The following is a 26,505-nucleotide window of genomic DNA, read 5'->3' as shown; positions in this document are numbered from 1 at the left end:
TGGGAAGAATGGATTCCGGGCCTGCGCCAAGAGGCGTATCCCGGAATGACGCTTGGTGTAAAATCGCTGTCGTCTCGTTGATGCTTGTCGGCGCGTTCTACCTCGATGGTCTTCTTCATGCGGCAGCGGCACAGAACCCGTTCGGCGCGCCGAAGGGTGCTGTTCCCGACTCTCAGGTTGGCGGCATCGTCGGCTGGCTGCTCGCCAAGCAATCCGAATTCTATCGCCAGATGTCGGCGACCATCCGCGCCGCCAAGACCGATGGCAGCGCGGTGTGGGCGCTGCTCGGCATTTCCTTCGCCTACGGCGTCTTTCATGCCGCCGGTCCTGGCCACGGCAAGGCGGTGATCTCGTCCTATCTCGTCGCCAACGAGGAAACCGCCAAACGAGGAATCGTGCTGTCGTTTGCCTCGGCCCTGATGCAGGCGCTGGTGGCGATCGCGATCGTCGGTATCGGCGCGGCTGTTTTGAACGTCACCGCCGGTCAGATGTGCAGCGCCGAGCGCATCATCGAGATCGCGAGCTATGGCCTGATCGCCGCCTTCGGCGCGCGGCTGGTCTGGACCAAGGGCGGCGGATTTGTCCGCGCGCTGCGGTCGTTGCGAGCGCCCACGCCGCAACTCGTTCCTGCGATGGCGCATGCGCATGGCCATGATCATGCGCACGATCACCAGCCCGCGCATTCGCACGACGCTGCTCATGCGCGCGTTGCCCACGATCACGCACATCATCACGACCACGATCACGGTCACCATGATCATGGTCATCCGGATCATGTGCATGACGAACACTGCGGCCACTCGCACGGCCCGACGCCTGCCGAGCTCGCCGGTCCCGGCGGCTGGGCGCGTGGCCTCAGCGCGGTGCTGACGGTAGGCATCCGGCCATGTTCCGGCGCCATCCTGGTGCTGGTGTTCGCGCTGGCGCAGGGATTGTTCTGGGCCGGTGTCGCAGCGACCTTGCTGATGGGGCTCGGCACGGCGATCACCGTCTCAACCATTGCGATCATCGCTGTATCGGCCAAGGGTCTCGCGGGGCGGATCGCTTCGGGCCGCGATGGTGGCGGCGCAGTATTGCTGCGTGGCATCGAGTTCGGCGCGGCGGCGCTGGTGCTGATCTTCGGCGTGGGCCTGCTGCTGGGATATATCGCCGCGGAACGCGTCACCTGCTTCTGATGTGCGCTGCCTTGACAACAACGAGGCAAAGCGCGATGCCAAAACCATCATGACAGTTGTTCCACTCGATGCGCATCGGCCGGCCCCACAGGCAGCGCCCGCGCGTGTCGGTGTGCTGCTGGTCAACCTCGGCACCCCCGACACCGCCGACGCCAAGGGCGTCCGCGTGTATCTGCGCGAGTTCCTATCCGATCCGCGCGTGATCGAAAATCAGGGGCTGATCTGGCAGGTGATCCTCAACGGCATCGTGTTGCAAGTTCGTCCCGCCAAAAAGGCGAAGGACTATCTGAAAATCTGGAATACCGAAAAGAACGAGTCGCCGCTGAAGACCATCACGCGCGCGCAATCCGACAAGCTTGCCGCATCGATCTCGGACCAGAAGCATGTCGTGGTCGACTGGGGGATGCGCTACGGCAATCCCTCGATCAAGTCGCGTATCGATGCGCTGACTGCGCAGGGCTGCGATCGAATTCTGGTGATGCCGCTCTATCCGCAATATTCCGCGTCGACCTCGGCGACGGTGGTGGACAAGGTGGCGCTCGCCCTGAAGGACATGCGCGCGCAGCCGACCGTGCGCTTCACGCCGCCGTACTACGACGAGCCGTGCTATATCGATGCGCTCGCCGTCTCGATCGAGCGTCATCTGGCGACGTTGCCCTACACACCGGATGTGATCATGGCGTCGTTTCACGGAATGCCGCAGTCTTACATCGACAAGGGCGATCCGTATCAGGCGCAGTGCGTCGCGACGGTGGATGCCCTGCGCGCGCGCATGGGACTAGACGACAAGAAACTGATGCTGACCTTCCAGTCGCGCTTCGGATATGCCGCGTGGTTGCAGCCCTACACCGACAAGACTATCGAACGGTTGGCCAAGGATGGGGTGCGGCGGATTGCCGTCGTGACGCCCGGCTTCTCGGCGGATTGCCTCGAGACGCTTGAAGAAATTGCCCAGGAAAACGCTGAGATTTTCCACAAGGCCGGCGGTCAGGACTTCTCGGCCGTTCCCTGCCTCAACGACAGCGACGAGGGCATGGACGTGATCCGGCAGGTCGTGCTGCGCGAGTTGCAAGGCTGGATATAAAGAGGCTGGCCAAGCCGCCGGTTCTGGCCTCCATGCGGGCCATCGCGATCTTGTCCCTCGAACCATTCTCCTGTTTTGGCCGACCAAGAGCAGGGCGGCTGTCGCACGTCCATGCTAGGCTGCCCCAACACGCCGCGTTTCGGGTTCATCAGGGAGCTTTCAATGTCCGGTTTCGATATTTTTGCGATTGCGCTTGTTCTGCTTGTGATCTTCACGCTGTTCGCCGGCGTGAAGACGGTGTCGCAAGGCTATGACTGGACCATCGAACGGTTCGGCAAATACACCCGCACCCTGGAGCCCGGCCTCAACATCATCATCCCTTATTTCGACCGCGTCGGCCGCAAGGTGAACATGATGGAACAGGTGATCGATATTCCGGAGCAGGAGGTCATCACCCGGGACAACGCCACCGTGTCGGTGGACGGCGTCGCGTTCTATCAGGTGTTCGACGCTGCCAAGGCGAGCTACGAAGTGTCCAATCTCAACCAGGCGATCGTGACGCTGACCATGACCAACATCCGTTCGGTGATGGGCGCGATGGATCTCGATCAGGTGCTGTCGCATCGCGACGAGATCAACGAGCGGCTGCTGCGCGTGGTCGATGCCGCCGTCTCGCCGTGGGGCCTCAAGGTCAACCGCATCGAGATCAAGGATATCGTGCCGCCGGCCGATCTCGTCGAGGCAATGGGCCGTCAAATGAAAGCCGAGCGCGTCAAGCGCGCTGACATTCTGCAGGCTGAAGGCCAGCGGCAGTCCGAAATCCTGCGCGCGGAAGGCGCCAAGCAATCGCAGATTCTTCAGGCCGAAGGCCGCAAGGAAGCAGCGTTTCGCGATGCCGAGGCGCGTGAGCGCTCTGCAGAAGCCGAAGCGAAAGCGACGCAAATGGTCAGCAATTCCATTGCCAGCGGCGACGTCGCCGCGCTGAACTACTTCATCGCCGACAAGTACATCAAGGCGTTCGGGCAACTGGCCGAATCGCCGAACCAGAAGATCATCATGCTGCCGCTGGAAGCGACGGGAATGCTGGCGTCGCTCGGCGGCATTGCCGAGATTGCCAAGGCGACGTTCGGCGAAGGTGGATCGGCGTCCGCGCCGCGCCGCCCGCCGACCGTTCCGAACACCAAGTCCTGAACAGGAAGGCTGGCAACCGATGGCGGACCTTCTGTCGAAACTCGGGACATGGAATTGGCTCATCATCGGCCTCGTGCTGATGGGGGTCGAGACATTCGCGCCCGGCGTTTTCATGCTGTGGCTCGGACTCGCGGCCCTGATCGTCGGAGTGCTGTCGTTCAGCATCGCGTGGTCATGGCAAATGCAGGTCATCGTGTTCGCGGCGCTGTCGATCGCGATGGTGCCGCTGTGGCGCTATTACTCCGGCCGCAACGCGAAGCCGACCGACAAGCCGTTCCTGAACAAGCGTGCGGCGGGTCTGATCGGCCGCGTCTTCACGCTGGAAAAGCCGATTGTCGATGGCGTCGGGACGGTCAGGATCGATGATACGGTATGGCGTGTCTCGGGACCGGACGTGCCGTCCGGCAGCCGCGTCAGGATTGTGAGCGCGGATGGCGCGAGCTTGACGGTGGCGGCGGAATAAGTGTCGCTAGGCCACGCCCGCGCGCAGGATGTCGTGCAGATGCACGATGCCGACCGGCTTCTTGCCCTCGGTCACGATCAGCGCAGTGATCTTCGACGAGTTGAGAATTTCCAGCGCCTCGCTGGCAAGCAGATCCGGGCTAATGGTTTTCGGGTTCTTCGTCATCACGTCGTCGACGGTTGCGGTCATAAGGTCCGGCCGCATGTGACGGCGCAGGTCGCCGTCGGTGACGATGCCGGCGATCTCGCCGCGTGAATCCACAATACCGACGCAGCCGAAGCCCTTTGATGTCATCTCCACCAGCGCGTCGGACATCTTGGTGCCGAGCGGCTGCACCGGTACGGCGGCGTCCTTGTGCATCAGGTCGCGCACGAATTTCAGCATTGCCCCCAATTTGCCGGAAGGATGCAGCGCGCTGAAGTCCAGTGCGGTGAAGCCGCGGCTTTCCAGCAGCGCAACCATCAGCGCATCGCCGAGCGCGAGCTGCATCAGCGACGAGGTGGTCGGCGCGAGATTGTGCGGGCAGGCTTCGCGCGCCTTCGGCAGCGTCAGCACGATGTCGGCGGCGGCACCGAGCGTGGAGTCCGCCTCGGAGGTTACCGCGATCAGGCCGATGCGAAAACGGCGCGAGTAGTTGGTGAGGTTCTTGAGTTCGGCGGTCTCGCCGGACCACGACAGCGCCATGATGACGTCGTCGGGCGTGATCATGCCGAGATCGCCGTGACTCGCTTCCGCCGCGTGCACGAAGAAGGCAGGGGTGCCGGTGGAGGCGAACGAGGCAGCCATTTTCTTGCCGATGTGGCCGGACTTGCCGAGACCCGTCACGATCAGGCGGCCCTTGGCGTCGCGAATGCGCTTGACGGCAGCTTCGAAGGCCGGACCGAGATCGGATTGCAGCGCGTTCACGAGCGCGGTGATGCCGCTGGCCTCGGCGTCGAGGGTGCGCAGGGCGGAGTCGATGGCGGCGGATGTGGCGCGGGTCGCGGAAGGGGTCGCTGTCCGCGATTTTGAAGAGGCCATGTGGGGTTCCAATTGAGCGGGAGCGGGAGCGGGCGCGATGCGCGCGCTTCGATCCGGGGCTCTACCTAGCACATCGAAACCGCCGACGCGACGCGCCGTTGCGCTGCCTAACCCCCCGTTAACCATAATTGTTTTAACTCTGTTAACGGCGCTGGCTCGCGCCGGGTGGCGGCGTGTCCGTCGTAATTAACTGAATTTGTTTGATTTTTCGATGCGGTCCCGACGGTTTCGGGAGCGAAAGGTGAGTGAAAAGTGCCAGGTCGGCAGCAACCAGTCCGGTTGTGGGACCATCGCTGGCGCGCGCCGCAATGGCGCGCGCTGCCGGTGTGCGGCCTGCTGATCCTGTGGCACCCGGCAGCGGCCGTCGCCCAGACGCTGACCCGCGACATGATGAACCCGACGCAGGATGGATTCGCGCCGCGCGACCAGTCGGCGCTGCGCCGGACGGCGCAGAACGCCGGCGATCAAGACCCCAACGCAAGTCCCAAAGCGTCGTCGCGTATCGGCGCGATTCCGACTTACGGGATTCCGGCAGCGTCTGGCGCATCCGACAGCGGATTCGATTCACTCAATCGTATTCGCAGGAAGCCGAAACCCTATCCCGGTGCGCCGAAGCCGAAATTCGTCGGTCCCGGCAATCCAGCACCGTCCGTATCCAGAGCGAGGGTCGCGGCGCCGGTGTCGCCGTCGGTCGCCGGCACATTTCCCGGCCAGCCGCCGCGCCGCCGCCTGAAGCCCGATGACGATCCGTTCGCCAATGTCGGCTTCCACACCGGCTCGTTTCTGACCAAGGCCGCGGTCGAGGTCTGGGGCGGATACAACACCAATCCCGGCCGCATGAACGAGCCCAAGGGCTCGGCGTTCTATACGGTTGCGCCCGAACTCCTCATCGCGTCGGACTGGGAACGGCATTCGCTGATCGCCGATCTGCGCGGCTCGTTCACCGGCTACGGCACCACGTTTCCTCCGCTCGCGACCGGACCGTCGCCGGTGCCGACCAGCATCGACACGCCGGCCTTCGACGGCAAGATCCGCGGTCGCGTCGATGCCACACGCGACACCCGCATCAACACCGAACTGCGGATGCGCGTCTTCACTGACAACCCCGGATCGCCGAACATTCAGGCGGGCCTTTCGCAATATCCGCTGGCGACGACCATCGGCGGCACCGCCGGCGTCGAACATGATTTCAATCGTCTTCAGGTTTCCGTCGCGGGCCTCGCGGATCGCACGACCTACCAGCAATCAAAGCTCACCGACAACACGACCTCCAGCAACGACGACCGCAATTTCAACCAGTTCGGCTTGCTCTCGCGCGTCAGCTACGACCTGATGCCGGGGGTGAAGCCGTTTGGAGAAGTCTCCATCGACACGCGCAAGCATGACGTGGCGGCGGATCGTTCGGGTTATCTGCGCGATTCGAACGGCGGCTACGTCAAGGCCGGTTCGACGTTCGAGTTCTCCCGGCTGCTGACCGGCGAGGCCGCCGTCGGCTATTCGCTGCGGACCTATCAGGATCCGCGTCTCACCGACATGAAAGGCCTGCTGACCAGCGCGTCGCTGATCTGGACCGCGACGGGACTCACCACGGTGACGCTCGCCGCCACATCATCGATTGACGAGACCACGTTGCCCGGTGTGTCGGGCGTGATCTCCCGCGATTACTCGCTCCAGGTCGATCATGCGTTTCGCCGCTGGCTGATCGGCACAGCGAAAGCCGGCACCGGAACGTCGGACTATGACGGCACGCGCTTCGACAAGCGCTACTTTGTGGAAGGCGATCTCGTTTACAAACTGTCGCGCACGTTCCACATCAAGGGGCAGGTGCGTCACGATTGGCTGGAGAGTTCGATCTCCGGGGCGAACTCCGCTGCGACTGTGGTGATGCTCGGCATCCGCGTGCAGCGCTGAGGCGCGCCTCGTCCTTCGCCATGCACGGTCTGCTTGCGGCATCCATTTTTCGGTCTGAATAAACTGGCGTGGATAAACGGGATAAGCCCGCATGGCGCTCGCGAGGCGATTGACAGATTGCGAACGATAAGAACAAATAGGGAACGTATTCTGATCTGCCGACTCGCTTCTGAAGCGGGCATCACCACGGAGAGCAGCCATGTTCAGACCGGCAACGCAAACCCAGATCGATGACTACGACCGCGCGGTGGACAGCGTGATCGCAACTTGCGGCGGCGACATCCGCGGCGCGCTCAAGGCGCTTCTCATCGCCAACGAGTTTCTGGAGGAAGAGTTGAGGCGGGCGGTGGGGGAGTCCCCGGAAGATTCCATACCGCAGCGGAATGTTGCGTAGAATCTCCCCGCCCGTCATGGCCGGGCTTGGCCCGGCCATCCACGTGTTTCCTTTGACCTTGCAAGCAAGACATGGATCACCGGTCAAGCCCGGTGATGACGACCGCGTATGTTGAGTCGTTGTGTGCTATCTCGCGCGCCACACGTCTACTTCATCAATTCCTTCGCCACGGCCATGTACATCGGCAGCGAGACCGGATCGTTGGCGGCGTTGGCGGCCATCGGATGCGAGGCATAGCGCACGATCACCATTTCGGCGGTCGGATCGACATAGATGCTCTGGCCGTAGATGCCGCGCGCCGTGTAGGCGTTGTGCTCGTTGTGGGTGATCCACCACATGTCGCGATAGGACCAACCCTTCAGCAGCGTATAACCGGCCTTGGCGAAGTCCTCCTTCTTGCCGCCCTGTGTCACGTCGGCGACGGCGGCTTCAGGAATGACCTGCTGTCCGTTGAACTTGCCTTTATTGCGCATCATTTCGCCGAAACGCGCGAGGTCGCGCAGCGCGGTGTTGTATCCGCCGCCGCCGGATTCGGTGCCGACGCTGTCGACCATGAAGTAGCCGTCCTGCTCGGCGCCGAGCTTCGACCAGATTTCCGACGACAACAGCGCCGCCAGAGACTGGCCTGAGGCGCGCTTGACGATCCAGGCCAGCACTTCGGCGTTCGCCGTCTTGTAAGCGAAGGCCTGTCCGTGCTCGCCTTCCTTGTTCAGCTTGACGAGGAAGTCGTAGAAACTGCGCGGCCCCTGATAACCGGGCGCGATCGGCATCATGCCGCCGGCGCGGGCGTAGTCGAACACCTCGGCGTTCGGATCGGAATAGTTTTCCGAGAACTTCACGCCGATGGTCATGTCCATCACTTGGCGCACGGTGGCGTCGCCATAGGCCGTGTCCTTCAGTTCGGGCACATACTTCGTGACGGGGGCTGCGGGATCGAGCTTGCCGTTGGCCGCGAGCACCGCCGCCAGCGTGCCGACGAACGACTTCGTCACCGAGAACGCGATGTGTGGCAGTTGCGGGCTGCCTTCACCGAAATACTTTTCATAAACGACCTTGCCCTTGTGGAGCACGAGAATGCCGTCGGTGTAGGTCAGTTGCAGCGCGTCGTTGAGGGTGATCGGCTTACCGTCCATCGTTGTGATGGCGACGGCGCCGAGATCGCGCTCGGCGCGCGGCAGCGGCACCACAGGTCCTTCGCCGCGAGAGACGGCGGCGGTCGGCACGAGTTCGCGGAAGTGGCTGAACGACCAGCGCGTGTTCGGGAAACGTGACGACGAGCCATCGATAAAGCGGATGGTCTTGTCCGGCGGGGGCGGAAAGCCCTGCATCATGCCGAGCGTCTTCGGATCGGTCTGCGCTGCGGTTGGAAGCGGCTGGGTTGTCTGCGCATCTGCGGTGAAGTTCGACAGCATGGTCATTCCGATGCAGGTGAACGCTGTGCAGGCGATTGTGCGCGTGATGCGATGGGTCATGAATTTCCTCACTACGGTTTTTGCGCCTTCGTTTCAGCGAAGTTGTGGAAAGCCTATCCGAGCACCTTTCGGCAGGCCAGCGCCGATTGTGAGAAAACAATCACGCCGCGTTGTTTTGCGAGGGCATGAAGCTGGCATGAAAAAAGCCGCCGGGCGACGCCGGCGGCTTTGCAATCAAAAGGCGGAGAATTACGGGCAGGGATAGCGGTTGCCGTCGTTGTTCAGGTACGTGCCCGAGCGCGGATCGTAGGAGCGGTAGCGCTGCGAACAGTAGGCCGCGTTCTGCTGGGCCTGCGCCGACGATGCCGCGATCGCGCCGCCGATGATCGCACCCGCCGCAAGGCCGATGCCGACGCCCGCGGCGGTCCCACCGTAACCGCGATGACGATGGCCGTAATATCCGCGATGGCCATAGCCGCGGCGGTAGTACTGCACATTCTCGACATTGCTCGAGGCGGCTACGCCGGACAGGACCATGTTGGTCATCAGCGGCGCGGCAGATGCGGGCGCCGAGAGAGCGAACGTTGTGGCACCGGCAAGCAGCGCTGCGGCGAGAAGTTTTGCTGTTCGCATGTGTATTCCTTTTTTCAGTTTCTGGAAAATGGCTGCAGGCGGATGGAACTAGCATTCGCGCTGCGAAACGCTAAGACAATGCCATAGCTGACATGAAATGCCGATTAATAATCCGTATCAAATATGACGATATTGTGCGGTCGATAATGCCGCAGGCTATTCTTCGCGCTCGCGAACAGCGCGGCGATCCTTCACGACGCCGATAGTGACGCCCATGCGCTCGATCCTGGCGATGACTTTGCCCGCGAGCGTGCGGTCGCAGTTCATGTGCGTCGGTGCGATGTAGAAATCCGCGAGACGCCAGTCATACATCCTCAGCCATTGCAGGTTCGGCCGCGCGTACTCTTCATAGGAAACGCGCTCGCCGCAAACGGCGACGCGATAGACGTTGGTCTTCGCGGTCGCAGGCTCGGTGCGGTCGAGGAAGTCGTGCAGTTCCTCGACGGCCTCGGGCATGATGTTGACCCAGTAGTCGGTCACGAACCGTCGCGACGCGCCTTCCAGTCCGCCGACAAACTGGTTGTAGTAGAGATATTCGTAGGGGTGCAGGTGATACAGCTTGCCCGCCGTCCATGTGTATCCCGTGGCGACGACCGCGAGCCAGACGATCATGGTGCTGCGATGCAGCCGCGCTAGCGCGCCGATCGAGGTGCTGATGCCGACGCCGGCCAGAATCGCGATCGGCGGAAACACAAACAGGAAATGGCGGCAGCCGTCGAGCGCGGGTCCTTCCGTGATGACTTGACACGCCACCGGAAAAATCGCGGCGAACGCAATCAGCCCCAGTTCGCGGCGGCGCATGCCGCGAAGGCCGCCGGCGCGTGCCGGCAGCACGATCAGCGCCAGCGCCAGAAGAGCCCCGCCAAGTGTCAGCAGCGGCAGCCGGATCGCGATATAGGTCGGCACGTAATAGCGCGGAACGTCCGCCATCTCGTAGACCTTGCCGAACAGGATCGTGCGGATGTGATAGTGAAACTCGCTGAATGACAGGAGCCCGCGGACCGGATTGAGCGGCGACAGCGCCGCCCACGGCCATGCCGCGATCATGATGACATAGGCGATCACGAAGGCAGGCAGTAACCACAGCGCCGATGTCATCGCGAATTGCGCGCGCGCCTGCCAGTGACCGATCACGGGACGTGGCAGATTGATCAGGACGGCGAAGCCGGCATACCCAACCAGCAGCAGGCTGAGCGACCTGATGCCCAGCGCGGCGCCGGTCATCACACCGAAGCCGATGATGTCGCGGATACGGGGCGTTGGCAGATCGCGCGTGGCGCGGATCAGGAAATACATCGCACCGGCCATGAAGGAGGCCATCGGAATTCCCTTGGTGTGATTGTACATCCCGCCGTACCACGAGCCGCACAGCGCCAGCGCGACGATAGTGAAGAAAGCCGCGCGGGGCCCGGCGATCAGCCGCGCGGTCGCCGCTGCAGCACCGATGCCGCCGATTCCGATCAGCGCGCACAGCAGATGACGCAGCTCATACTGGTCGACCGGCAGGATCTGGCCCAGTCCCAGCGCTGCGATATCGAACAGGCCGCCGTAAAGATAAAGATTGTCGAGCTTGAACAGCGACTGGTCGGTGAAGCCGCTCTTGTAATACGCGACGATCAGCTCGCCATACTGGTGCTGCAAACCCTCGTCGTTGGAAATCGCGTAGTTCTGAAACGTCCAGACAGCGAGAATGAGAAGCGTGGCCAGCGCGGTCCATGAGGCGAGGTCGAAGACACTCCGCTCGCTGAGCCAGCGGACCGATCGCTTCAGCCGTTCGCTGGCGCCAGCGACGTCGCGGCCGGAAACATCCAGCCCCCCTGTGACGAAATCGGCCATCCCCCGGCGTTCCTCAGCCCGCTTTTGCGGAATACATGCGCCATGCCCCCACGGCGAAGCCGGCGTCTGCCGCCGGCTTGGAATGACCATAGGTGTGAAAAAGGCACTTGCTCAAGAAAATTGCATTTTGCGGTGCGATAACGGGCGTCAGCAAAAGGTATTAAACGACCACCGTTAACCGTTTCGCGGCGCGGGTAATGCCGGTGTAGAGCCAACGGGCGCGGCTGTCCTGAAAGGCGAAGCTTTCGTCGAACAGCACGACGTCATTCCATTGCGAGCCCTGCGACTTGTGCACGGTCAGCACGTAGCCATAGTCGAATTCGTCGTAGGGGCGCCGCTGCTCCCACGGGATATCCTCGATACCTCCCCCGAAGCAGTCCGCGCGCACCGAAACCTTGGTGACCTTTGCGCCGCTGAGGTCCTCATCGGGCGAAAGTCTCATCGTGATGATTTTCGATTTCGACGCCGCGCGCGATTTCACCCGCCACAGCCCGCCGTTGAACAGCACCTTCTTGCGATTGTTGCGCAGGCACACCAGCTTGTCGCCGGCCACCGGCAACGGATCTTCGATGTTCTGCTTTTGCCGCACACGCATGTTGTAGGCGCGGCGTGTGTTGTTGCGGCCGACCAGAACCTGATCGGCGCTCATCACCCGATCGGGGTCGAGCGCGTCGCGCCGCACCACTTCGCTGTCGCCGAAGGTGCCGAGATCGAGCGAGCGGCCCTCGCGCACCGCCATCGACATCCGCACGATGGGATCGTCCTGCGCCTGACGATGGACCTCGGTCAGCATCGCGTCGGGTTCGGCATCGGTAAAGAAGCCGCCGCCCTGGATCGGCGGCAGCTGCGCCGGATCGCCCAGCACAAGCAGCGGACAATCGAACGACATCAGATCGCGGCCCAATTCAGCATCGACCATCGAGCATTCGTCGATGACGATCAGCTTGGCCTTGGACGCCGGCGCGTCGTCCCACAACTCGAAGCTCGGCTGCTCCTCTCCGGATTCGCGGGTCCGGTAGATCAGCGAATGAATCGTCGAGGCGTTGTCGCAGCCCTTGTTGCGCATCACCAGCGCGGCCTTGCCGGTGAACGCCGCGAACTTCACCGCGCCGTCGACGCCGTCGGCGATATGCCGCGCCAGCGTGGTCTTCCCGGTGCCGGCATAGCCGAACAGCCGGAACACCGGCGGCGTGCTGCCTTTTCCCGGCTTGGCCTTGAGCCAGTCGGCGACGGCGCGGAGCGCCTGATCCTGATGCGGCGTGAAGGTGGTCATGAAGGCGGTCGAATGATCTTTAATCGAGAGAAAGTGAGGCGAGAAAGCGTGCGCAGCATCGCCGGGCGCCAGATGTGCATAGCTGACTCGCGGTTGTCACGATGGCAAATAATGCGGTCAGCCGTGACGAAACATCCGTCGCAATCGCCGCCGCTTCTCATATATGGTTCGGGCGGCATTATCCAACGCCTCAGGTTTTGCAGGTCTTTCGCATATGGAACGGCTCTTTCTTCAGATCGCCACGGCGGTCAGTGCGCTGGTGCTGCTCGGGATCGGCGCTTCGGGCGTGATGCTCGGCGTGCAGTTCCTGCACGGGGCCGGCACGATCACGGTCGACAACTACTTCCGTTTTCTCTCCGGCGTGATCGCCGCCATCGGCGTCGTGTTTTTGATCTCGGTCCCTCATGTGGAACGCTATCGCGAGCGGTTCGCGATTCTGACCTTTGCGATTGTGGTGGGTGGTTTTGCCCATCTCTATTCCGTTTCGCTTCATGGCATTCCGAGCATCGGCACGCTGTTCGGCCTGTTCATGGAACTGGTCTACGCGCCGCTGCTGTGGCTGCTGCAACGGCATGTCGCGAGGCGCGCGGCGCTGCATCCGCACTGAGATCGAAGTGGACCGCGCATCGTGACCCTTCTCAAGCGTCTCGTCATTTCCGTCGTCCTGCTGTTCATCCTCGTGGTGTTCGGACTGTTCGCGTTCAATTTTTACCGCCAGTACACATCCGGGGACGACCCCGACGCCAGGCCGCCGGTGATCTATGAACGTTCCAACAGGCCATCGCGCGCCTGATGCGCTGCGAAGCCGTTGCGCGGGCGGACGGTGTCTTTATAAATTGCAGCCAAGACGTCCGGGGAGAACCCGGCGATGAGGGTGTCCCTCATGAAACAATAAAAACGGGGAGACGCCGTCATGAGTGCATCATTCGATTATACGCCGCTGCTGGCCGCAGGTTTGCCGCCCGCCGCGGCGAAATGGACCGGTTTCCCCAAATACAACTTCGTCGGCGGCAACAACGATGCCGATCAGGTGCCGGTCGATCGGCTGCTGGCAGCATCGGCCGCGGTGCTGACGCGCGAGGGCGCGACGCTTGCGACCTACGGCCTGAACAGCGGCCCGCTCGGCTATCGTCCGCTGCGCGAGTTTCTGGTGGGCAAGCTCAAGCGCGACGCCGGCATTGACTGCACCGCGGATGAAATTCTCATTACGTCCGGATCATTGCAGGGGCTCGATCTCGTCAACGGCATTCTCACGTCGCCCGGCGATACGGTGCTGATCGAGCAGGAATGTTATCAGGGATCGATCACACGGCTGACGCGGCGCGGCGTCAACATCGTCGGCATTCCGCTCGATCACGACGGGATGCGGACCGACGCTGTCGCGACAGCGCTCGCTGAGCTCAAGGCCAAAGGCATCCGCCCGAAATATATCTACATCATTCCGACGGTGCAAAATCCCACCGGCACCATCATGAGCGAGCAGCGTCGCGCCGAGCTGCTGAAGCTGTCGGACGAGTACGGCGTTCCGATCTTCGAGGACGATTGCTACGCGGACCTGATCTGGAACGGTCAGCGCCCGCCCGCGCTCTACGCCATGAGCCAGACCAGCAATGTCATTCATATCGGCTCGTTCTCGAAATCCGTCGCGCCCGCGCTGCGCGTTGGTTACATCGTCGCGCCTTGGGCCGTGCTGTCGCGCATTTTGAGCATCAAGACCGACGCGGGGTCCGGCGCGCTGGAGCAGATGGTGCTGGCGGAATTCTGCGCGGCGCATTTCGACGATCACGTGCCGAAGCTGACGCGCGGTTTGCGCCTCAAGCTGGAGGCGATGATGGAGGCGCTGGCCGAACAGTTCGGCACCGCGGCCGAGTTCGACGATCCGCGCGGCGGGATATTTCTGTGGGTCAAGCTGCCGGATAACGTCGATACGATGAAGCTGTATCAGGCTGCACAGGCCGCCGGCATCGCGATCAATCCCGGCACCGAGTGGTCCGTTAACGCCGCGCACAGCCAAAGCCGGTTGCGGCTGTGTTTCGCCAGTCCGTCGGTGCAGGACATTCGCGACGGCGTCGCCGCACTGGCCGAGGTGTGTCGCCGCGAGTTCGGCGTACCCAGCCGCAGCGCGAACGTCGAGCGCAAGGCGTCCATCTAAAAGAAAACGCCAGCGCGTCGCGCTGGCGTTCATCAAGACCAGTAGGCGAAGATCAGGCCGCGGCCACGCCCCGCATTTCGCCCGAACCTGGCGGCGGGATCGGCTGGCCGTCGTCGGCATACTCGTTGAGCTTGTTGCGCAGCGTGCGGATCGAGATGCCGAGAATGTTCGCCGCATGGGTGCGGTTGCCGAGGCAATGCTTCAGTGTCTCGAGGATCAGGTCGCGTTCGACGTCCGCTACGGTGCGTCCGACCAGCGCGCGCGTCACCTGCTCGGCGGCGAAGGTTGCATGGGCCACAGCGGGCGGCGTCTTGGTGATATCGAGCCGGTCGCCATCGGGCGAGAGAATGGCGTCCGCGCCGATCTCGTCGCCGCTCGCCATCAGCACCGCACGGTGCATGGTGTTTTCCAACTCGCGGACGTTACCCTGCCAGCGGTTGGTGGTCAGCACGCGGCGCGCGTCCGCCGAGATCGGGCGCAATGCAACGCCATTGGCGTCCGCATATTTTTTGGCGAAATGCTGCGCCAGTTCGAGAATGTCGGCGGGGCGGTCGCGCAGCGCCGGAATTTTCAGGTTCACGACGTTCAAACGAAACAGCAGATCTTCGCGGAATTTTCCTTCGCGCACGGCGTCGGCGAGGTTGCGGTTCGATGTCGCGATGATGCGGATATCGACCGGCACCGGGCGGGTGCCGCCGACGCGGTCGATGACGCGCTCCTGAATCGCGCGCAGCAGCTTGGATTGCAGCCGCACATCCATCTCGGAGACTTCGTCCAGCAACAGCGTGCCGCCGGTGGCTTCCTCGAATTTGCCGATGCGGCGTGCGATCGCGCCGGTGAACGAGCCCTTCTCGTGGCCGAACAGTTCAGACTCCAGGAGATGCTCCGGGATCGCGGCGCAGTTGATCGAGATGAACGGCTTGCGCGCGCGGCTCGAGCGGGTGTGGACATAACGCGCCAGCACTTCCTTGCCGGTGCCGGATTCGCCGGTGATCATTACCGACGCATCGGAGCCCGCGATCTGCTGAGCGAGCTTGACCACCTTGGCCATCGCGTCGTCGCGGTAAATCAGGTCGCGCGAGTCGTTGGCGACGGCCGCAAGCACCGCGGCGATCAGTTCGGGATCGGGCGGCAGCGGGATGTATTCCTTCGCGCCGGCGTGGATGGCCGCGACCGCGGCCCGTGCATCAGTGGTGATGCCGCAGGCGACGATGGGAACGTGGATGTGTTCGGCCTCCAACCGGATCACCAGGTCGCGGATGTCGAGGGCGACATCGACCAGCATCAGGTCGGCGCCCTTGCCGCCGCGCACCACGCGCATCGCCTGGTCGCTATCCTCGGCGTGGGTCACCGTCGCGCCATTGTCCATGGCGATCTTGGTGGCGGTGGTGAGCTGGCCTTTGAGTGTGCCAACGATGAGAAGCCGCATGGTGTTCTCCTGTTATCGTGCCCGCGTCATTCCCGGCGCGGGTTGTCAGATTGGTTAGGCGCGTTCCGCCTTGATGATTTCGGTCATGGTGACGCCAAGCTTGTCCTCGACGAGAACGACTTCGCCGCGCGCCACCAGCCGGTTGTTGACGTAGATGTCGATGGCCTCGCCGACGCGACGATCCAGCTCGAGCACAGTGCCCGGCCCGAGCTTCAACAGGTTGGCGACATCCATCTTGGAGCGGCCGAGCACGGCAGACACCTGAACCGGAACATCGAACACCGCTTCGAGGTCGGCGGCGATGCGTCCGGCGTGATCGTCGTCGTCGTAAAAACTCTGATCGTCGAGGACGGGCGGCGCATCCGCGGCATTCAGTTCGGGAAGCGGGACGTTGTTGTTATCTGTGTCGCTCATGGTCGATCCTCATGGCCGGAGATGCCGGCCTGATTGCGGGACGCCAAATAGCGGCCCACGAGTTCGTTGATTTTCGTTTCGATCGCTGCGCGGTCGAGCGTCACGCCGCCGTCGGCCCATTCGATCTTGCAGTCGGCGGAAGCGATGTCGGGCTCGGCGAGAATGACAAGCCGTCCTTCGAAGCCGCTCCGCTTGGCGAGTTGCTCGATCTTTTCGCGTGCGGCGTCGTAAAGCGCATCGTTGATCCGCACCACGATGTGTGGGGTCGAGGTCAGGTGCCGGAAACAGTCGCTGACCAGCGCCATGATCTCGGTGAGCGGTTCGGCCGCCATCAATTCGGTGCAGAGTTTGCGGGCCACCGCGAGTGCGACGTCCACCGCCTCGGTTTCCATCCGCTCTTCGATGGTCGAGAAGCGGCCGGCAATGGCCTTGGTTGCGATGCCGATTTCCTCCAGCGCCAGCGCCATGCGGCGGTCGCTCTCCGCCTTGGCCTCGTGCCGCGCCGCCTCAAACCCCGCGCGATAGCCGCGCGCTTCGGCGTCCGCGAGCCGCTGGGCTGCTTCGACCGCGGATGCGGCGCGCTCCTGCGCGGTTTCCTTCACCGGCTCGGGTGCGGCGAAGTCGAGATCGAACAGGAATTTTGCGGGTGCGCCCATCAGTACACCAACTCGTCGTCGGCGCGGTTTTTCTGCAGCATGATTTCGCCCTTGGCCGCGAGATCCTTGGCGAGATTGACCAGCAGCGCCTGCGCCTCATCGACATCGCGCAGCCGCACGGGACCCGCCGCGGCCATGTCGTCCAGCAGCATCTTGCCGGCGCGGCTCGACATGTTGCCCATGAAGAAGTCGCGCACGCTTTCGTTGGCGCCCTTCAGCGCGATACCGAGCTTGTCCTTGTCGACATGGCGCATCAGCGTCTGCGCCGAGCCGGAATCCAGCTTTACGAGGTCGTCGAAGGTGAACATCAGCGCCTTGATGCGCTCGGCGGCTTCGCGATTGTCTTCCTCGAGCGAGGTAATGAAACGGGTTTCGGTCTGGCGGTCGAAATTGTTGAAGATTTCCGCCATCACCTCATGGGCGTCGCGGCGGCGGGTCTGCGACAGGTTCGACATGAATTCGATGCGCAGCGTCTGCTCGACGCGCTCGATGACTTCCTTCTGCACCGCTTCCATCCGCAACATGCGGTTGACGACGTCGAGCGCCATCTCCTCGGGCAGGATCGCCAGCACGCGCGCGGCATGTTCCGGCTTCAGCTTCGACAGCACGACGGCGATGGTCTGCGGATACTCGTTCTTGAGGTAGTTGGCGAGAACCTCTTCCTGGACGTTGGAAAGCTTTTCCCACATGTTGCGGCCGGCCGGCCCGCGGATCTCATCCATGATGCCGTGGACCCGGTCCGACGGCAGATACTGCTGCAGCAGCCGTTCGGTGGCGTCGAAATTGCCCATCAGCGCGCCGGAGGCCGACATGCGCGAGACGAATTCGAGCATCAGGTCTTCGACGACATCGGCTTCGACTGTGCCAAGCGACGACATCACCATCGAGAGCTCGCGCACTTCGTCGTCGTCCAGCATGGACCAGATTTTCCCGCCGTACTGTTCGCCGAGCGCGAGCATCATGATGGCGGCGCGCTTCGGTCCGGACATCGGCGCGGTTTTCGCACGGCCGTTCTGACGGGTCGCCAGCGTCGCGACAACACCTGCGATGTCGCTGGTGTTGGCGTTTTGAACGTTGGTCGTGAGCGCGGGTGTCGTTGCCATATCTGATCAAGCCGGTTCGGAAAGCCACTGACGAATAATGGAGGCGGTTTCGGTCGGGTTGCGGTCGGCCAGTTCGCCGACGCGGTGGACGGACTGGGCGTGGACCTGACCCTGGACCTGGGCGACATCGATCATCTGTGCGGTCGCGGCGTTGGCGATCTGCTGCTGCGACGGGGCCGGCGGAGCTTCCGGCAGGGCCGGGAGCGGGGCGGCAAGGGCAGCGGCCGCATCGGCGGCGAGCACGCGCTTGAGCAGCGGGCGCACCACCATGAACACGACGATGACGCCGAGGATCAGCATCACGCCCAGCTCGACGAAGTACATGATGTCGTCCTTGGTGAACTGGAACATGCCGAGAAAGCCCTTGGGGGCTTCGGTCGGGATTACCGACGGCGATTCCGCGAATTTCAGGTTGACGACCTGGACCTGATCGCCGCGCTTCTCGTCGAAGCCGATGGCGGAGCGCACCAGCGTGCCGATCATTTCGAGGTCTTCCTTCGGGCGTGCCGCGTAGACGACTTCGCCCTTCTCGTTCTTGCTGTAGCTGCCATCGACCAGCACGGCGACCGAGATGCGGTTGACGCGGCCGGCTTCGGTCACTTCGGTCTTGGTGACGCGGGAAATCTCGTAATTGTTGATTTCCTCGCTCTTCTTGCTCTGGTCTTTCGCGGTGGCGGCGCCGCCGCCCTGTCCCTGGCCGCCGGGCAGTTCATTGTTGACGGTGACCTGACCGTCATTGGCGTTCGCGGTGGCGGCCGACTCTTCGCGCGACTGGCTGGAGCGCAGCACGCGGCCTTCGGGATCGAACTTGTCCGAGGTCTGGGTGATCTTGTTGTAGTCGAAGTCCGCCGAAAGCTGGACCCGGGCGCGACCTGAGCCCACCACCGACGAGACGATGGTTTCGACCTGATCGCGCATGCGCTTCTCGAACGACGCACGGCGTTCGTCGCCGCTGCCGTCGCCGGTGGTGTCGCCGGATGCGCCGTTGGCCAGCAATTGCCCGGCTTCGTCGACGATGGAGACTCGCTGCGCCTTCATGCCGTTGACGGCAGAGGCCACGATATGGCGGATAGCGCGGACCTGCTGCGGCTCCAGCGCGCCGCGGACGCGCAGCACGATGGAAGCTGAAGGCTCAGGCGTTTCGCGCGAAAACAGCGGCCGTTCCGGTAGCACCAGATGGACCCGCGCCGCCTGGATGCGGTCGATGGCCTTGATGGTGCGCGCCAGTTCGCCTTCCAGCGCGCGCAGATGATTGATGTTCTGGACGAAGCTGGTGGAGCCGAGTGCGTCGGATTTATCGAAAATCTCGTAACCGATGCCGCCGCCCTTGGGCAGGCCGCCTTCGGCGAGCTTCATGCGCAGCCGGGTGACCTTGTCCTTCGGCACCATGATGACGGCGCCTTCGTTCTTCAGGTCGTAGGCAATGCCCTGGCGGTCCAGATCCTTGATGATCGCCGAGGAGTCTTCGTAGCTGAGGTCGGTAAAGAGCGTCGTCATCGGCGGGGTGGTGACCCGCATGATGACGAAGCCGAAGAATCCGACGAGGGCGAGCGTGACGGCGGCCATAGCCGCCATTCGTGCCGCACCCAGACCTTTCAGGAAGGAAAACAGACCCTGCAACGACCCAGCCCCACAGATTCGGTACCGCGCACCGACTGGGCAGAATTTGCCTAGGTATGGTTTCCATATGGTTAACGCCGGTTAACGGCTGGGGAGAAAAAGTGAAAATGCCGAAAACCGGCTTCTTTTATGAAGCCGGTTTTCAGAAAATTGCGATGAAATGGACGGCGAGAGCGCCGAAAGGCTTATTGGCGGTACTGCTGGATGCGGGTGGTGCGCAATCCGGCCAGGCCGTGCTGGTCGATGGAGAACTGCCAGGACAGGAATTCGTCGACAGTCAGGGTATAACGGCTGCAGGCTTCCTCGAGGGACAAGAGGCCGCCGCGAACGGCTGCCACAACCTCGGCCTTACGGCGGATAACCCACCGTTTGGTACCGGGCGCCGGGAGATCCGCGATCGTCAGCGGACTGCCATCTGGCCCGATGACGTACTTTACCCTCGGGCGGTGGGGTTCTGTCATGGTGTACTCACAAACTCGAAACAACTGAACTCGTGGGAACAAGGTACCCCCGTCGGCTTAAAATTTGCCTAAGCCCAAGCCTCCAATACGATTCTCCTTGGATTTGCCCAAAACGGGGCAAGCCGGCCCCCAAGAGGGACCGGCTTGCCGGACGACAAAATTGTGCTTGAAAGCATGCCGCGCTGGCGCGGCTGTCACATTATCTACGTGGCGGCGCCGGCAGCCACGACCCGCTTGATCTGATCGAGCGTGTAATTCTTTCCGCCGATCGACAGCAGCGCCGGGCTCGCGGTCAGATCGACGGAGTCGACCTTGCCCTGGATTTCGGTGGAGATCGCGACATCCTTGCCGTTGGTGTCCTTCGCGGTGACCGTCATCTTGTAATCACCTACCGGCCACGAGGCGCCGTCATTGCCCTTGCCGTCCCAAACGAAGCTGGAGTTTCCGGAGCCGATGGCGAAGCTGCCGGAGTAGGCGGTCTGGCCCGCTGAATTCGTGATGGTGATGGTGGCGCTCGAGTTCGACGGCGCGCTGAAATTCCAGGTCGCATTGCCGTCGAAGCGCGCGGTGCTGCCGTCAACGGCAACGGTCTGCCCGACGAATACCAGTGCCTGGGTCGATTGCGCGGTCTTTTCGATATTGACCAGCGACTCGAGCTGGCTGTTGGACTTCAGTTGCTGCTCGACCTGCGCGAACTGCACAAGCTGCTGGGTGAACTGATTGGTATCCAGCGGGTCGAGCGGGTTCTGGTTCTGCAACTGCGTGGTCAGCAGCATCAGAAAGGACTGAAAATTATCCGCGATGCCGGTCGTGCTGCTGCTGGAGCTGCTCGAACTCGAGCTGCTGCTGGAAGAGCTCGCCGCGGGCGCCGATGTCGGCATTGTCCCAATGGTCGCTGCATCAACCGCCATGATCGTCTCCTCAAATCCTGATGTCGACGCCGCTGCTCGATCCGAGCATGCGGCCGTAAGTCCGTCCTGCGACCTGCGCAGGCACTGTGTCTTCTTCGGCGATCATGACGCGCTGGGAATTGCGGCCCGATCCGTTGTCGTTGTTCTGACCCGACGACGACTGATCGCGCAGGCTGAACTGCAATCCGCTGTCGCCGGTTTTCAGGCCTGCGTCTTCCAGCGCCTGCTGCAACTGCGGCGCATCCCGGCGCAGCATGTCCAGTGTCGCAGGCCGCTCCACTGTCAGGTGCGACGTGACGTTACCGTGCTTGTCCACGTCGAGCCGAACGTCGATCCGGCCGAGTTCGGCGGGATCCAGACGAATCTCGAAGCGGCTGCTGCCGCCGGCCGCGCGCAGCGCGATATCGACCGCAAGTCCGTTCAGCGGGACTGGCATTCCGGCTGCAAGCGGCGCTGCCGGCATGGGGATTGCCGTGAGATTGGCGGCGTGGACCTGCGCCACCGATTGAACGGCGACAGGTGACTGCAAGCCGGGATCGGGCTGCGCGACCTGCAACGGTGCGGGCGCGGAGGAGGCGCGCTGCTCGCTTTGCGGCGTGTGCTTCGCGGTGCGTTCCGATGATTCGCTTTTTTCAGCGGTGCCGGTGTCCGTGGCGGCCTTGTCGTGCTCCGCCGGTTTGTCGTCAGCGGTCGCCGTGCCGTTTTCCGACGTGATGGCGTGATCCGACACGGGTTTGGCCGATACATCGGCCGCCTGCTTGCTGTCCTTGGCAGGCGCGGGCTCGCCATCCTTCGCCAGGATTTCGGTCTTGCCGCTGTCCGACTTGATAACCTGAGCAGCAGCAGAGATCGTCGCAGCGGAGGTTTCCGGCGCGGCGGTCTCGATTGCGGGAGTTGTCTCGGTCTTGACGGCGGCGCCGGTGGTTGCGGTCTCTGCAGCCTCAACTGCCTGTGCCGCCGATGCGTCGGCTGGCGCAGCAGTGACGGCAGAGGCGCTGGCGATGGCAGCGGTTGCTGCAATGGTTGTTGCGGACGCCGTATCGTCAACGGCTGGAGCGGTCGCAGCGATCACGACCGCGACCGGGTCGGTCACGATGGCAGGGATTACCGCCGTAACAGCTACAGTGGCAGCGCTAGCGGCTGCGGTTGTGTCGCCATCCTGTGGCTTGTCGTCGGTCTTGGCATCGCCGGACGCGGACTTGGTCTTGCCGGGCTTGTTGCCGGCGGCGGTCGCGTCGGTTGGCGTGGAGGAATCGGCGTCCTGCTTGGAGGCGCTGGACTCGTTATTCGAGGGTGTGGTGGAGGCATCGGCCTGCGGCCGGTCATTGCCCGGCGCAGGCGTATCGCTCCCGCGCACATCGCGGCGCGGCGCATCGGTGGCCGGACGAGCCGCGCGGTTGGTGTCGGAGGCTGCCGCAGCGTTGCTGTCGACCAGAGCGGAAAAGCCGTCCGAAGGCGGCTGCTCGGCGCGCGGCTGCTTCGCCTGCGAACCGTAGGTGGAGTTGGAGACGGCTGGTTCCGGGGTGACGCTGAACACGGGCGGCCTTTCAAATTGCTGCTCATCTGATTGAGCAAGGACCGGGCCACCGGGAGCGAAAGAAAATATATATATTTTTCAAATAGTTATTTGGTATTCGTGTCGCCAGATCGGGGCGCAGGACCGGGGGCTTTCTGCCCGGCGGCAAGATTTTCCCCATGCCGCGCCGTGGGTTTCATTGGAATAGATCAACGCGGGCTGCGATTGCCTCGTGGTGGGTCGGACTATAAGTAAAGTGCGATCCGGGCGATGACCGGATGCGGGGGCCGCGCCCCCGGAACAAAAGATCGGCCGCACCATGCTCAACAGCCTCGACCTCGAAGGTCGCCCGGAAGACACCCGGGTCGTCGTCGCCATGTCCGGCGGCGTCGATTCCTCGGCGACGGCTGCGCTGCTGAAGGCCGAAGGCTACGACGTGGTCGGCATTACCCTGCAGCTTTACGATCATGGCGCGGCGACCCACCGCAAGGGTGCCTGCTGCGCCGGTCAGGACATTCACGACGCACGCGATGTCGCCGCGCGCCTCGGCATTCCGCATTATGTGCTGGATTATGAGAGCCGCTTCCGCGAGTCGGTGATCGAGAGCTTTGCCGAAAGCTACGTCCACGGCGAGACTCCCGTGCCCTGCATCGAATGCAACCGCTCGATCAAGTTCCGCGATCTGCTGACCACGGCGCGCGACCTCGGCGCGAAGGCGCTGGCCACCGGACATTATGTCGCCTCGCGGCGTCTTGCCGATGGATCGCGTTCGCTGGTCTGCGCCGCCGATGCCGACCGCGATCAAAGCTATTTTCTGTTCGCCACCACGCAGGACCAACTGGCCGACGTGCGGTTTCCGCTCGGCGACATGACCAAGGCGCAGACGCGCGAACTGGCGCGCCGGTTCGGTCTGTCGGTGGCCGACAAGCACGACAGCCAGGACATCTGTTTTGTGCCGACCGGGCGCTACACTGACGTGATCGAGCGGCTGAAGCCGAACGCGATGGAGCCCGGCGACATCGTCGATCTCGATGGCCAGGTGCTCGGCCGCCATCAGGGCATTGTCGGTTTCACCATCGGCCAGCGCCGCGGCCTCGGCATCGCGGCGAGCGCGCCGCTGTATGTCGTTCACCTCGATGCGGCAACGCGCCGCGTGGTGGTCGGTCCACGCGAGGCACTCAACGTCCGCCGGATACTGCTGCGCGACATCAACTGGATCGGCGACGGTGAACTGGATCGCGCGGTCGGCGATGGCCTCGAGATGTTCGTCAAGGTGCGCTCCACCCGCGCGCCGCAGCCGGCGTGGCTGCGCCGCGTCGGTGATGCTTATGAAGTCGAACTCGTCGATGGCGAGGAGGGCGTGTCGCCGGGACAGGCCTGCGTGTTCTACGATGCCCCTGCGGGACAGGCGCGTGTTCTTGGCGGCGGGTTCATCAGCGCCGCTCCGCGCATGATTCGGCCCGCGCCGGGCCTGCGCGAAGCTCTTGCCGGATAACCTCTGATCCTCCAAGAATAAGAAGGCTTTCCGGCGCGGATCGTGCTGGAACAAGAACAAGTATTGCGTAACAGGGCGGGGACATGACCAACGACATCGATCGGGCCGGAGTGGCGAAGGCCTACGCCGCGTGGGCGCCGGTCTACGACATGGTGTTCGGCAAGGTGTTCGACGAAGGCCGCAAGTCGACGATTGCGGTGGCCGACGCCATCGGCGGCCGCGTGCTCGATGTCGGCGTCGGCACCGGACTGTCGCTGTCGGATTATTCGCGCACCACGAAGCTGCACGGCGTGGACATTTCCGAACCGATGCTGCGCAAGGCGCAGGAGCGCGTGCGCGCACAAAACCTCACCAATGTCGAAACGCTATCGGTGATGGACGCGAAAAATCTCGCATTTCCGGACGGCGCGTTCGATGCGGTGGTGGCGCAATACGTCATCACGGCGGTGCCGGACCCGGAGGCCACGCTCGACGATTTCATGCGTGTGCTGAAGCCCGGCGGCGAACTCATTCTGGTCAATCACATCGGCGCCGAAAGCGGACCGCGCAAGATTTTTGAACTGGCCTTCGCGCCGCTGGCGCGGCGGCTCGGCTGGCGTCCGGAGTTTCCGTGGCAGCGGCTGGTGAACTGGGCCACCCAACATGGCGGCGTGACGCTGGTGGAGCGGCGGCCGATGGCCCCGATGGGACATTTCTCGCTGATCCGTTACAGGAAAGATTGAACTTCAGCAGGTCGTTGACGTCCGGGATGGACGTTATTTCGCGCCGTCGTTGCCTTCGCCCTCGCGATGCCCCATCGGGCCGCGGCCCAGCACACCGTAATCGCTGGATTTTGTGCCATTGCCCGTCACGACCTCAGCCGAGGCCAGCCCGAACTTGAGAAGTTCGCGCACGGCGGCGGCCCGCGTCGGCATCCGGTGCTTGAACCGAAAATCATCGATCGCGGACAATTCTTCAGGTGACAGCATGATTTGCAGGCGCTCCCCGCGCAAATCGTTCATTTTTTCCTCCTGTCAGGTGGTCCGGAGCGCTCCCGGGCAAGTCAGTTTCGGCAAGTCAGGTTCGGGTGAGTAAACTACTCAATTCACTCATGGGCCCCAAGTTCCCCATCTTCCGCGGAAGTCGCCAAATTAGTAAAAAACTCTTTTATTTTCAATAAGTTATGAGTTGTGTTGGAGTTATTCTGGTGTATCGTCCATTCGGGGGTTGGGTCTTTTCAGAATGGATATTTCGATGGTCAACAACACCTCCGCAGAACTTCGCGAATGGGCCGCCCGGTGCGAGGACGGGGCAGCTGCCACAAGCGACGAAAACGAGCGCGCGTCATTGCTTCGGAAATGCGAGGCGTTGCGCGCTTTGGCCGATCAGGAAGACTGGCTGACGGGCCAACCGGCCGACGCTTCGCGGGCGAATGGTGCGGTTTTTCCTGCGTCGAACCGGCAGCAGGCGGCAGAGTAGGCCGTCTCGCGCCTTGGTTTTTCGGCCTGCGACCCGCCGGCGCCTGGGTCAAAACAGCCAATAATATCCCCTCATTTCCTTGTATTTCCGGTCCTTTGGGGCTAAGAACCCGCCACGTCCGCGGCCCCCGCACCCCTGGAGGCTTGTCGCGGCGTGAAACCGGGCCGCTTTGCGGCCCTTCACTTTTCAAGACTCAAGGAACTGAACAATGGCGACCGTCAAGGAATTGAAGGCGACCGCTCGTCCGAAGGCCGGCAAGGGGGCCGCTCGGGCTGAACGTCGCGCTGGCCGTATCCCGGCAGTGATCTATGGCAACAACCAGCCCCCGCTGACCATCTCGCTCGACGACGCAGAACTGCGTCTGCGCATCAATGCGGGACGTTTCCTCACCACGATTCACGACATCGAACTCGACGGCAAGAAGCACCGCGTGATTCCGCGCGACTTCAGCCTCGATCCGGTTCGCGACTTCCCGCTTCACGTGGATTTCCTGCGCCTCGGCGAAGGTGCGAAAATCCGCGTCAGCGTTCCGCTGCACGTTCTCAACGCGGAAACCGCACCTGGCGTGAAGCGCGGTGGCACGGTCAACATCGTGACCCACACCATCGATCTCGAAGTGCCTGCGGATAACATCCCGCAGTACCTCGAAGCCGACGTCGGCAAGCTCGACATCTCGGGCTCGCTGCACATCACCGACATCAAGCTGCCTGCGAACGTCAAGCTGCTCACGCGCGACGACGCGACGCTGGTCACCATCGTTCCGCCGTCGGGCTACGCCGAAGAGCAGAAGGCGGCTGCGGCTGCTGCTGCCGGTGGTGCTGCGCCTGCGGCCGGCGCTGCGCCTGCAGCTGGTGCTGCGGCTCCTGCTGCTGCCGGTGCGAAAGCGCCTGCGGCTGGTGGCAAGGCTCCTGCCGCTGCTGCGGCAAAGCCTGCTGCCGACAAGAAGAAGTAAGCGGCC

27 protein-coding genes are annotated in these 26,505 nt (G+C 63.1%); 13 read left to right on the top strand and 14 right to left on the bottom strand.

Going from position 1 to position 26,505, the window contains the following annotated elements:
• Positions 1 to 80 precede the first annotated feature (80 nt).
• The 4 genes from AC07UB_RS17970 (at position 81) to AC07UB_RS17955 (ending at position 3,853) form a co-directional block, all read left to right on the top strand.
• Positions 81 to 1,175: a nickel/cobalt transporter gene (locus AC07UB_RS17970; RefSeq protein ID WP_494654242.1), complete on the top strand. Its 1,095-nt coding sequence runs from the start codon at positions 81 to 83 to the stop codon at positions 1,173 to 1,175.
• 49 nt (positions 1,176 to 1,224) lie between these two features.
• Positions 1,225 to 2,259: a ferrochelatase gene (hemH, locus tag AC07UB_RS17965; RefSeq protein ID WP_492790812.1), complete on the top strand. Its 1,035-nt coding sequence runs from the start codon at positions 1,225 to 1,227 to the stop codon at positions 2,257 to 2,259.
• Positions 2,260 to 2,421: 162 nt separating this feature from the next.
• Positions 2,422 to 3,390, top strand: coding sequence for an SPFH domain-containing protein (locus AC07UB_RS17960; RefSeq protein ID WP_492790811.1), 969 nt, complete (start codon positions 2,422 to 2,424; stop codon positions 3,388 to 3,390).
• 19 nt (positions 3,391 to 3,409) lie between these two features.
• On the top strand, positions 3,410 to 3,853 hold the full coding sequence (locus AC07UB_RS17955) for an NfeD family protein (protein WP_494654244.1): 444 nt from the start codon (positions 3,410 to 3,412) through the stop codon (positions 3,851 to 3,853).
• 6 nt (positions 3,854 to 3,859) lie between these two features.
• On the opposite strand, the gene AC07UB_RS17950 is transcribed toward AC07UB_RS17955, so the two are convergent.
• Positions 3,860 to 4,873, bottom strand: a complete 1,014-nt coding sequence (locus AC07UB_RS17950; RefSeq protein ID WP_494654246.1) for a KpsF/GutQ family sugar-phosphate isomerase — start codon at positions 4,871 to 4,873, stop codon at positions 3,860 to 3,862.
• Between the two features lie 252 nt (positions 4,874 to 5,125).
• On the opposite strand from AC07UB_RS17950, the gene AC07UB_RS17945 reads away from it, so the two are divergent.
• A complete protein-coding gene (locus tag AC07UB_RS17945; RefSeq protein WP_494654248.1) occupies positions 5,126 to 6,784 on the top strand; it encodes an outer membrane beta-barrel protein in 1,659 nt (552 codons plus the stop codon).
• Between the two features lie 199 nt (positions 6,785 to 6,983).
• A complete protein-coding gene (locus tag AC07UB_RS17940) occupies positions 6,984 to 7,178 on the top strand; it encodes a hypothetical protein (RefSeq protein ID WP_492790807.1) in 195 nt (64 codons plus the stop codon).
• 146 nt (positions 7,179 to 7,324) lie between these two features.
• Here AC07UB_RS17940 and AC07UB_RS17935 read toward each other — a convergent pair whose 3' ends face one another.
• The 4 genes from AC07UB_RS17935 to AC07UB_RS17920 form a co-directional block, all read right to left on the bottom strand.
• Positions 7,325 to 8,596, bottom strand: coding sequence for a serine hydrolase domain-containing protein (locus tag AC07UB_RS17935; protein WP_492792693.1), 1,272 nt, complete (start codon positions 8,594 to 8,596; stop codon positions 7,325 to 7,327).
• 243 nt (positions 8,597 to 8,839) lie between these two features.
• Complete coding sequence (locus AC07UB_RS17930; protein WP_492790806.1) at positions 8,840 to 9,223, bottom strand: BA14K family protein; 384 nt, start codon at positions 9,221 to 9,223, stop codon at positions 8,840 to 8,842.
• A gap of 156 nt (positions 9,224 to 9,379) precedes the next feature.
• Complete coding sequence (locus AC07UB_RS17925) at positions 9,380 to 11,059, bottom strand: glycosyltransferase family 39 protein (RefSeq protein ID WP_492790805.1); 1,680 nt, start codon at positions 11,057 to 11,059, stop codon at positions 9,380 to 9,382.
• A gap of 160 nt (positions 11,060 to 11,219) precedes the next feature.
• The gene (locus AC07UB_RS17920; RefSeq protein ID WP_492790804.1) at positions 11,220 to 12,332 is read right to left on the bottom strand and encodes an ATP-dependent DNA helicase; all 1,113 of its coding nucleotides are present in this window, start codon (positions 12,330 to 12,332) and stop codon (positions 11,220 to 11,222) included.
• 214 nt (positions 12,333 to 12,546) lie between these two features.
• Here AC07UB_RS17920 and AC07UB_RS17915 point away from each other — a divergent pair, with 214 nt between their 5' ends.
• From AC07UB_RS17915 to AC07UB_RS17905, 3 genes are all read left to right on the top strand, one after another.
• Positions 12,547 to 12,939, top strand: a complete 393-nt coding sequence (locus AC07UB_RS17915) for a DUF4345 domain-containing protein (RefSeq protein WP_492790803.1) — start codon at positions 12,547 to 12,549, stop codon at positions 12,937 to 12,939.
• A 21-nt stretch (positions 12,940 to 12,960) separates the two neighbouring features.
• Entirely contained in the window at positions 12,961 to 13,125 is a 165-nt protein-coding gene (locus tag AC07UB_RS17910; protein ID WP_492790802.1) for a hypothetical protein, read from the top strand.
• Positions 13,126 to 13,245: 120 nt separating this feature from the next.
• Entirely contained in the window at positions 13,246 to 14,484 is a 1,239-nt protein-coding gene (locus AC07UB_RS17905) for an aminotransferase-like domain-containing protein (RefSeq protein WP_492790801.1), read from the top strand.
• A 52-nt stretch (positions 14,485 to 14,536) separates the two neighbouring features.
• On the opposite strand, the gene flbD is transcribed toward AC07UB_RS17905, so the two are convergent.
• The 8 genes from flbD to AC07UB_RS17865 all read right to left on the bottom strand — a co-directional run bounded on the left by flbD (position 14,537) and on the right by AC07UB_RS17865 (position 22,615).
• Positions 14,537 to 15,913: a sigma-54-dependent transcriptional regulator FlbD gene (gene flbD, locus AC07UB_RS17900; RefSeq protein WP_492790800.1), complete on the bottom strand. Its 1,377-nt coding sequence runs from the start codon at positions 15,911 to 15,913 to the stop codon at positions 14,537 to 14,539.
• A gap of 54 nt (positions 15,914 to 15,967) precedes the next feature.
• On the bottom strand, positions 15,968 to 16,327 hold the full coding sequence (fliN, locus tag AC07UB_RS17895; RefSeq protein WP_492790799.1) for a flagellar motor switch protein FliN: 360 nt from the start codon (positions 16,325 to 16,327) through the stop codon (positions 15,968 to 15,970).
• On the bottom strand, positions 16,324 to 16,983 hold the full coding sequence (locus tag AC07UB_RS17890; RefSeq protein ID WP_492790798.1) for a FliH/SctL family protein: 660 nt from the start codon (positions 16,981 to 16,983) through the stop codon (positions 16,324 to 16,326). The genes fliN and AC07UB_RS17890 overlap by 4 nt, the downstream gene beginning before the upstream one ends.
• Complete coding sequence (fliG, locus tag AC07UB_RS17885; protein ID WP_492790797.1) at positions 16,983 to 18,086, bottom strand: flagellar motor switch protein FliG; 1,104 nt, start codon at positions 18,084 to 18,086, stop codon at positions 16,983 to 16,985. Before fliG ends, AC07UB_RS17890 begins: the two co-directional genes overlap by 1 nt.
• Before the next feature lie 6 nt (positions 18,087 to 18,092).
• On the bottom strand, positions 18,093 to 19,706 hold the full coding sequence (gene fliF, locus AC07UB_RS17880) for a flagellar basal-body MS-ring/collar protein FliF (RefSeq protein ID WP_492790796.1): 1,614 nt from the start codon (positions 19,704 to 19,706) through the stop codon (positions 18,093 to 18,095).
• Positions 19,707 to 19,891: 185 nt separating this feature from the next.
• Entirely contained in the window at positions 19,892 to 20,167 is a 276-nt protein-coding gene (gene sciP / locus AC07UB_RS17875; RefSeq protein ID WP_002714638.1) for a CtrA inhibitor SciP, read from the bottom strand.
• Between the two features lie 203 nt (positions 20,168 to 20,370).
• The gene (locus tag AC07UB_RS17870) at positions 20,371 to 21,078 is read right to left on the bottom strand and encodes a flagellar hook assembly protein FlgD (protein ID WP_492790795.1); all 708 of its coding nucleotides are present in this window, start codon (positions 21,076 to 21,078) and stop codon (positions 20,371 to 20,373) included.
• A 10-nt stretch (positions 21,079 to 21,088) separates the two neighbouring features.
• Positions 21,089 to 22,615: a flagellar hook-length control protein FliK gene (locus AC07UB_RS17865; RefSeq protein ID WP_492790794.1), complete on the bottom strand. Its 1,527-nt coding sequence runs from the start codon at positions 22,613 to 22,615 to the stop codon at positions 21,089 to 21,091.
• Between the two features lie 298 nt (positions 22,616 to 22,913).
• Between AC07UB_RS17865 and mnmA the strand changes: the two genes are divergently transcribed.
• Positions 22,914 to 24,089: a tRNA 2-thiouridine(34) synthase MnmA gene (gene mnmA, locus AC07UB_RS17860; RefSeq protein WP_492790793.1), complete on the top strand. Its 1,176-nt coding sequence runs from the start codon at positions 22,914 to 22,916 to the stop codon at positions 24,087 to 24,089.
• Between the two features lie 83 nt (positions 24,090 to 24,172).
• The gene (locus tag AC07UB_RS17855) at positions 24,173 to 24,811 is read left to right on the top strand and encodes a class I SAM-dependent methyltransferase (protein WP_492790792.1); all 639 of its coding nucleotides are present in this window, start codon (positions 24,173 to 24,175) and stop codon (positions 24,809 to 24,811) included.
• Positions 24,812 to 24,844: 33 nt separating this feature from the next.
• Here AC07UB_RS17855 and AC07UB_RS17850 read toward each other — a convergent pair whose 3' ends face one another.
• Positions 24,845 to 25,090, bottom strand: coding sequence for a hypothetical protein (locus tag AC07UB_RS17850; RefSeq protein WP_492790791.1), 246 nt, complete (start codon positions 25,088 to 25,090; stop codon positions 24,845 to 24,847).
• A gap of 232 nt (positions 25,091 to 25,322) precedes the next feature.
• Here AC07UB_RS17850 and AC07UB_RS17845 point away from each other — a divergent pair, with 232 nt between their 5' ends.
• Positions 25,323 to 25,547: a hypothetical protein gene (locus tag AC07UB_RS17845; RefSeq protein ID WP_494654267.1), complete on the top strand. Its 225-nt coding sequence runs from the start codon at positions 25,323 to 25,325 to the stop codon at positions 25,545 to 25,547.
• A 208-nt stretch (positions 25,548 to 25,755) separates the two neighbouring features.
• Entirely contained in the window at positions 25,756 to 26,499 is a 744-nt protein-coding gene (locus AC07UB_RS17840; protein WP_492790788.1) for a 50S ribosomal protein L25/general stress protein Ctc, read from the top strand.
• The last annotated feature ends 6 nt before the right edge of the window (positions 26,500 to 26,505 follow it).

Source organism: Afipia sp. GW821-FHT04G03 (genome assembly GCF_059419985.1).
Note: the sequence above shows the minus strand (reverse complement) of the source record. Positions and strands in the feature narration are given on the sequence as shown.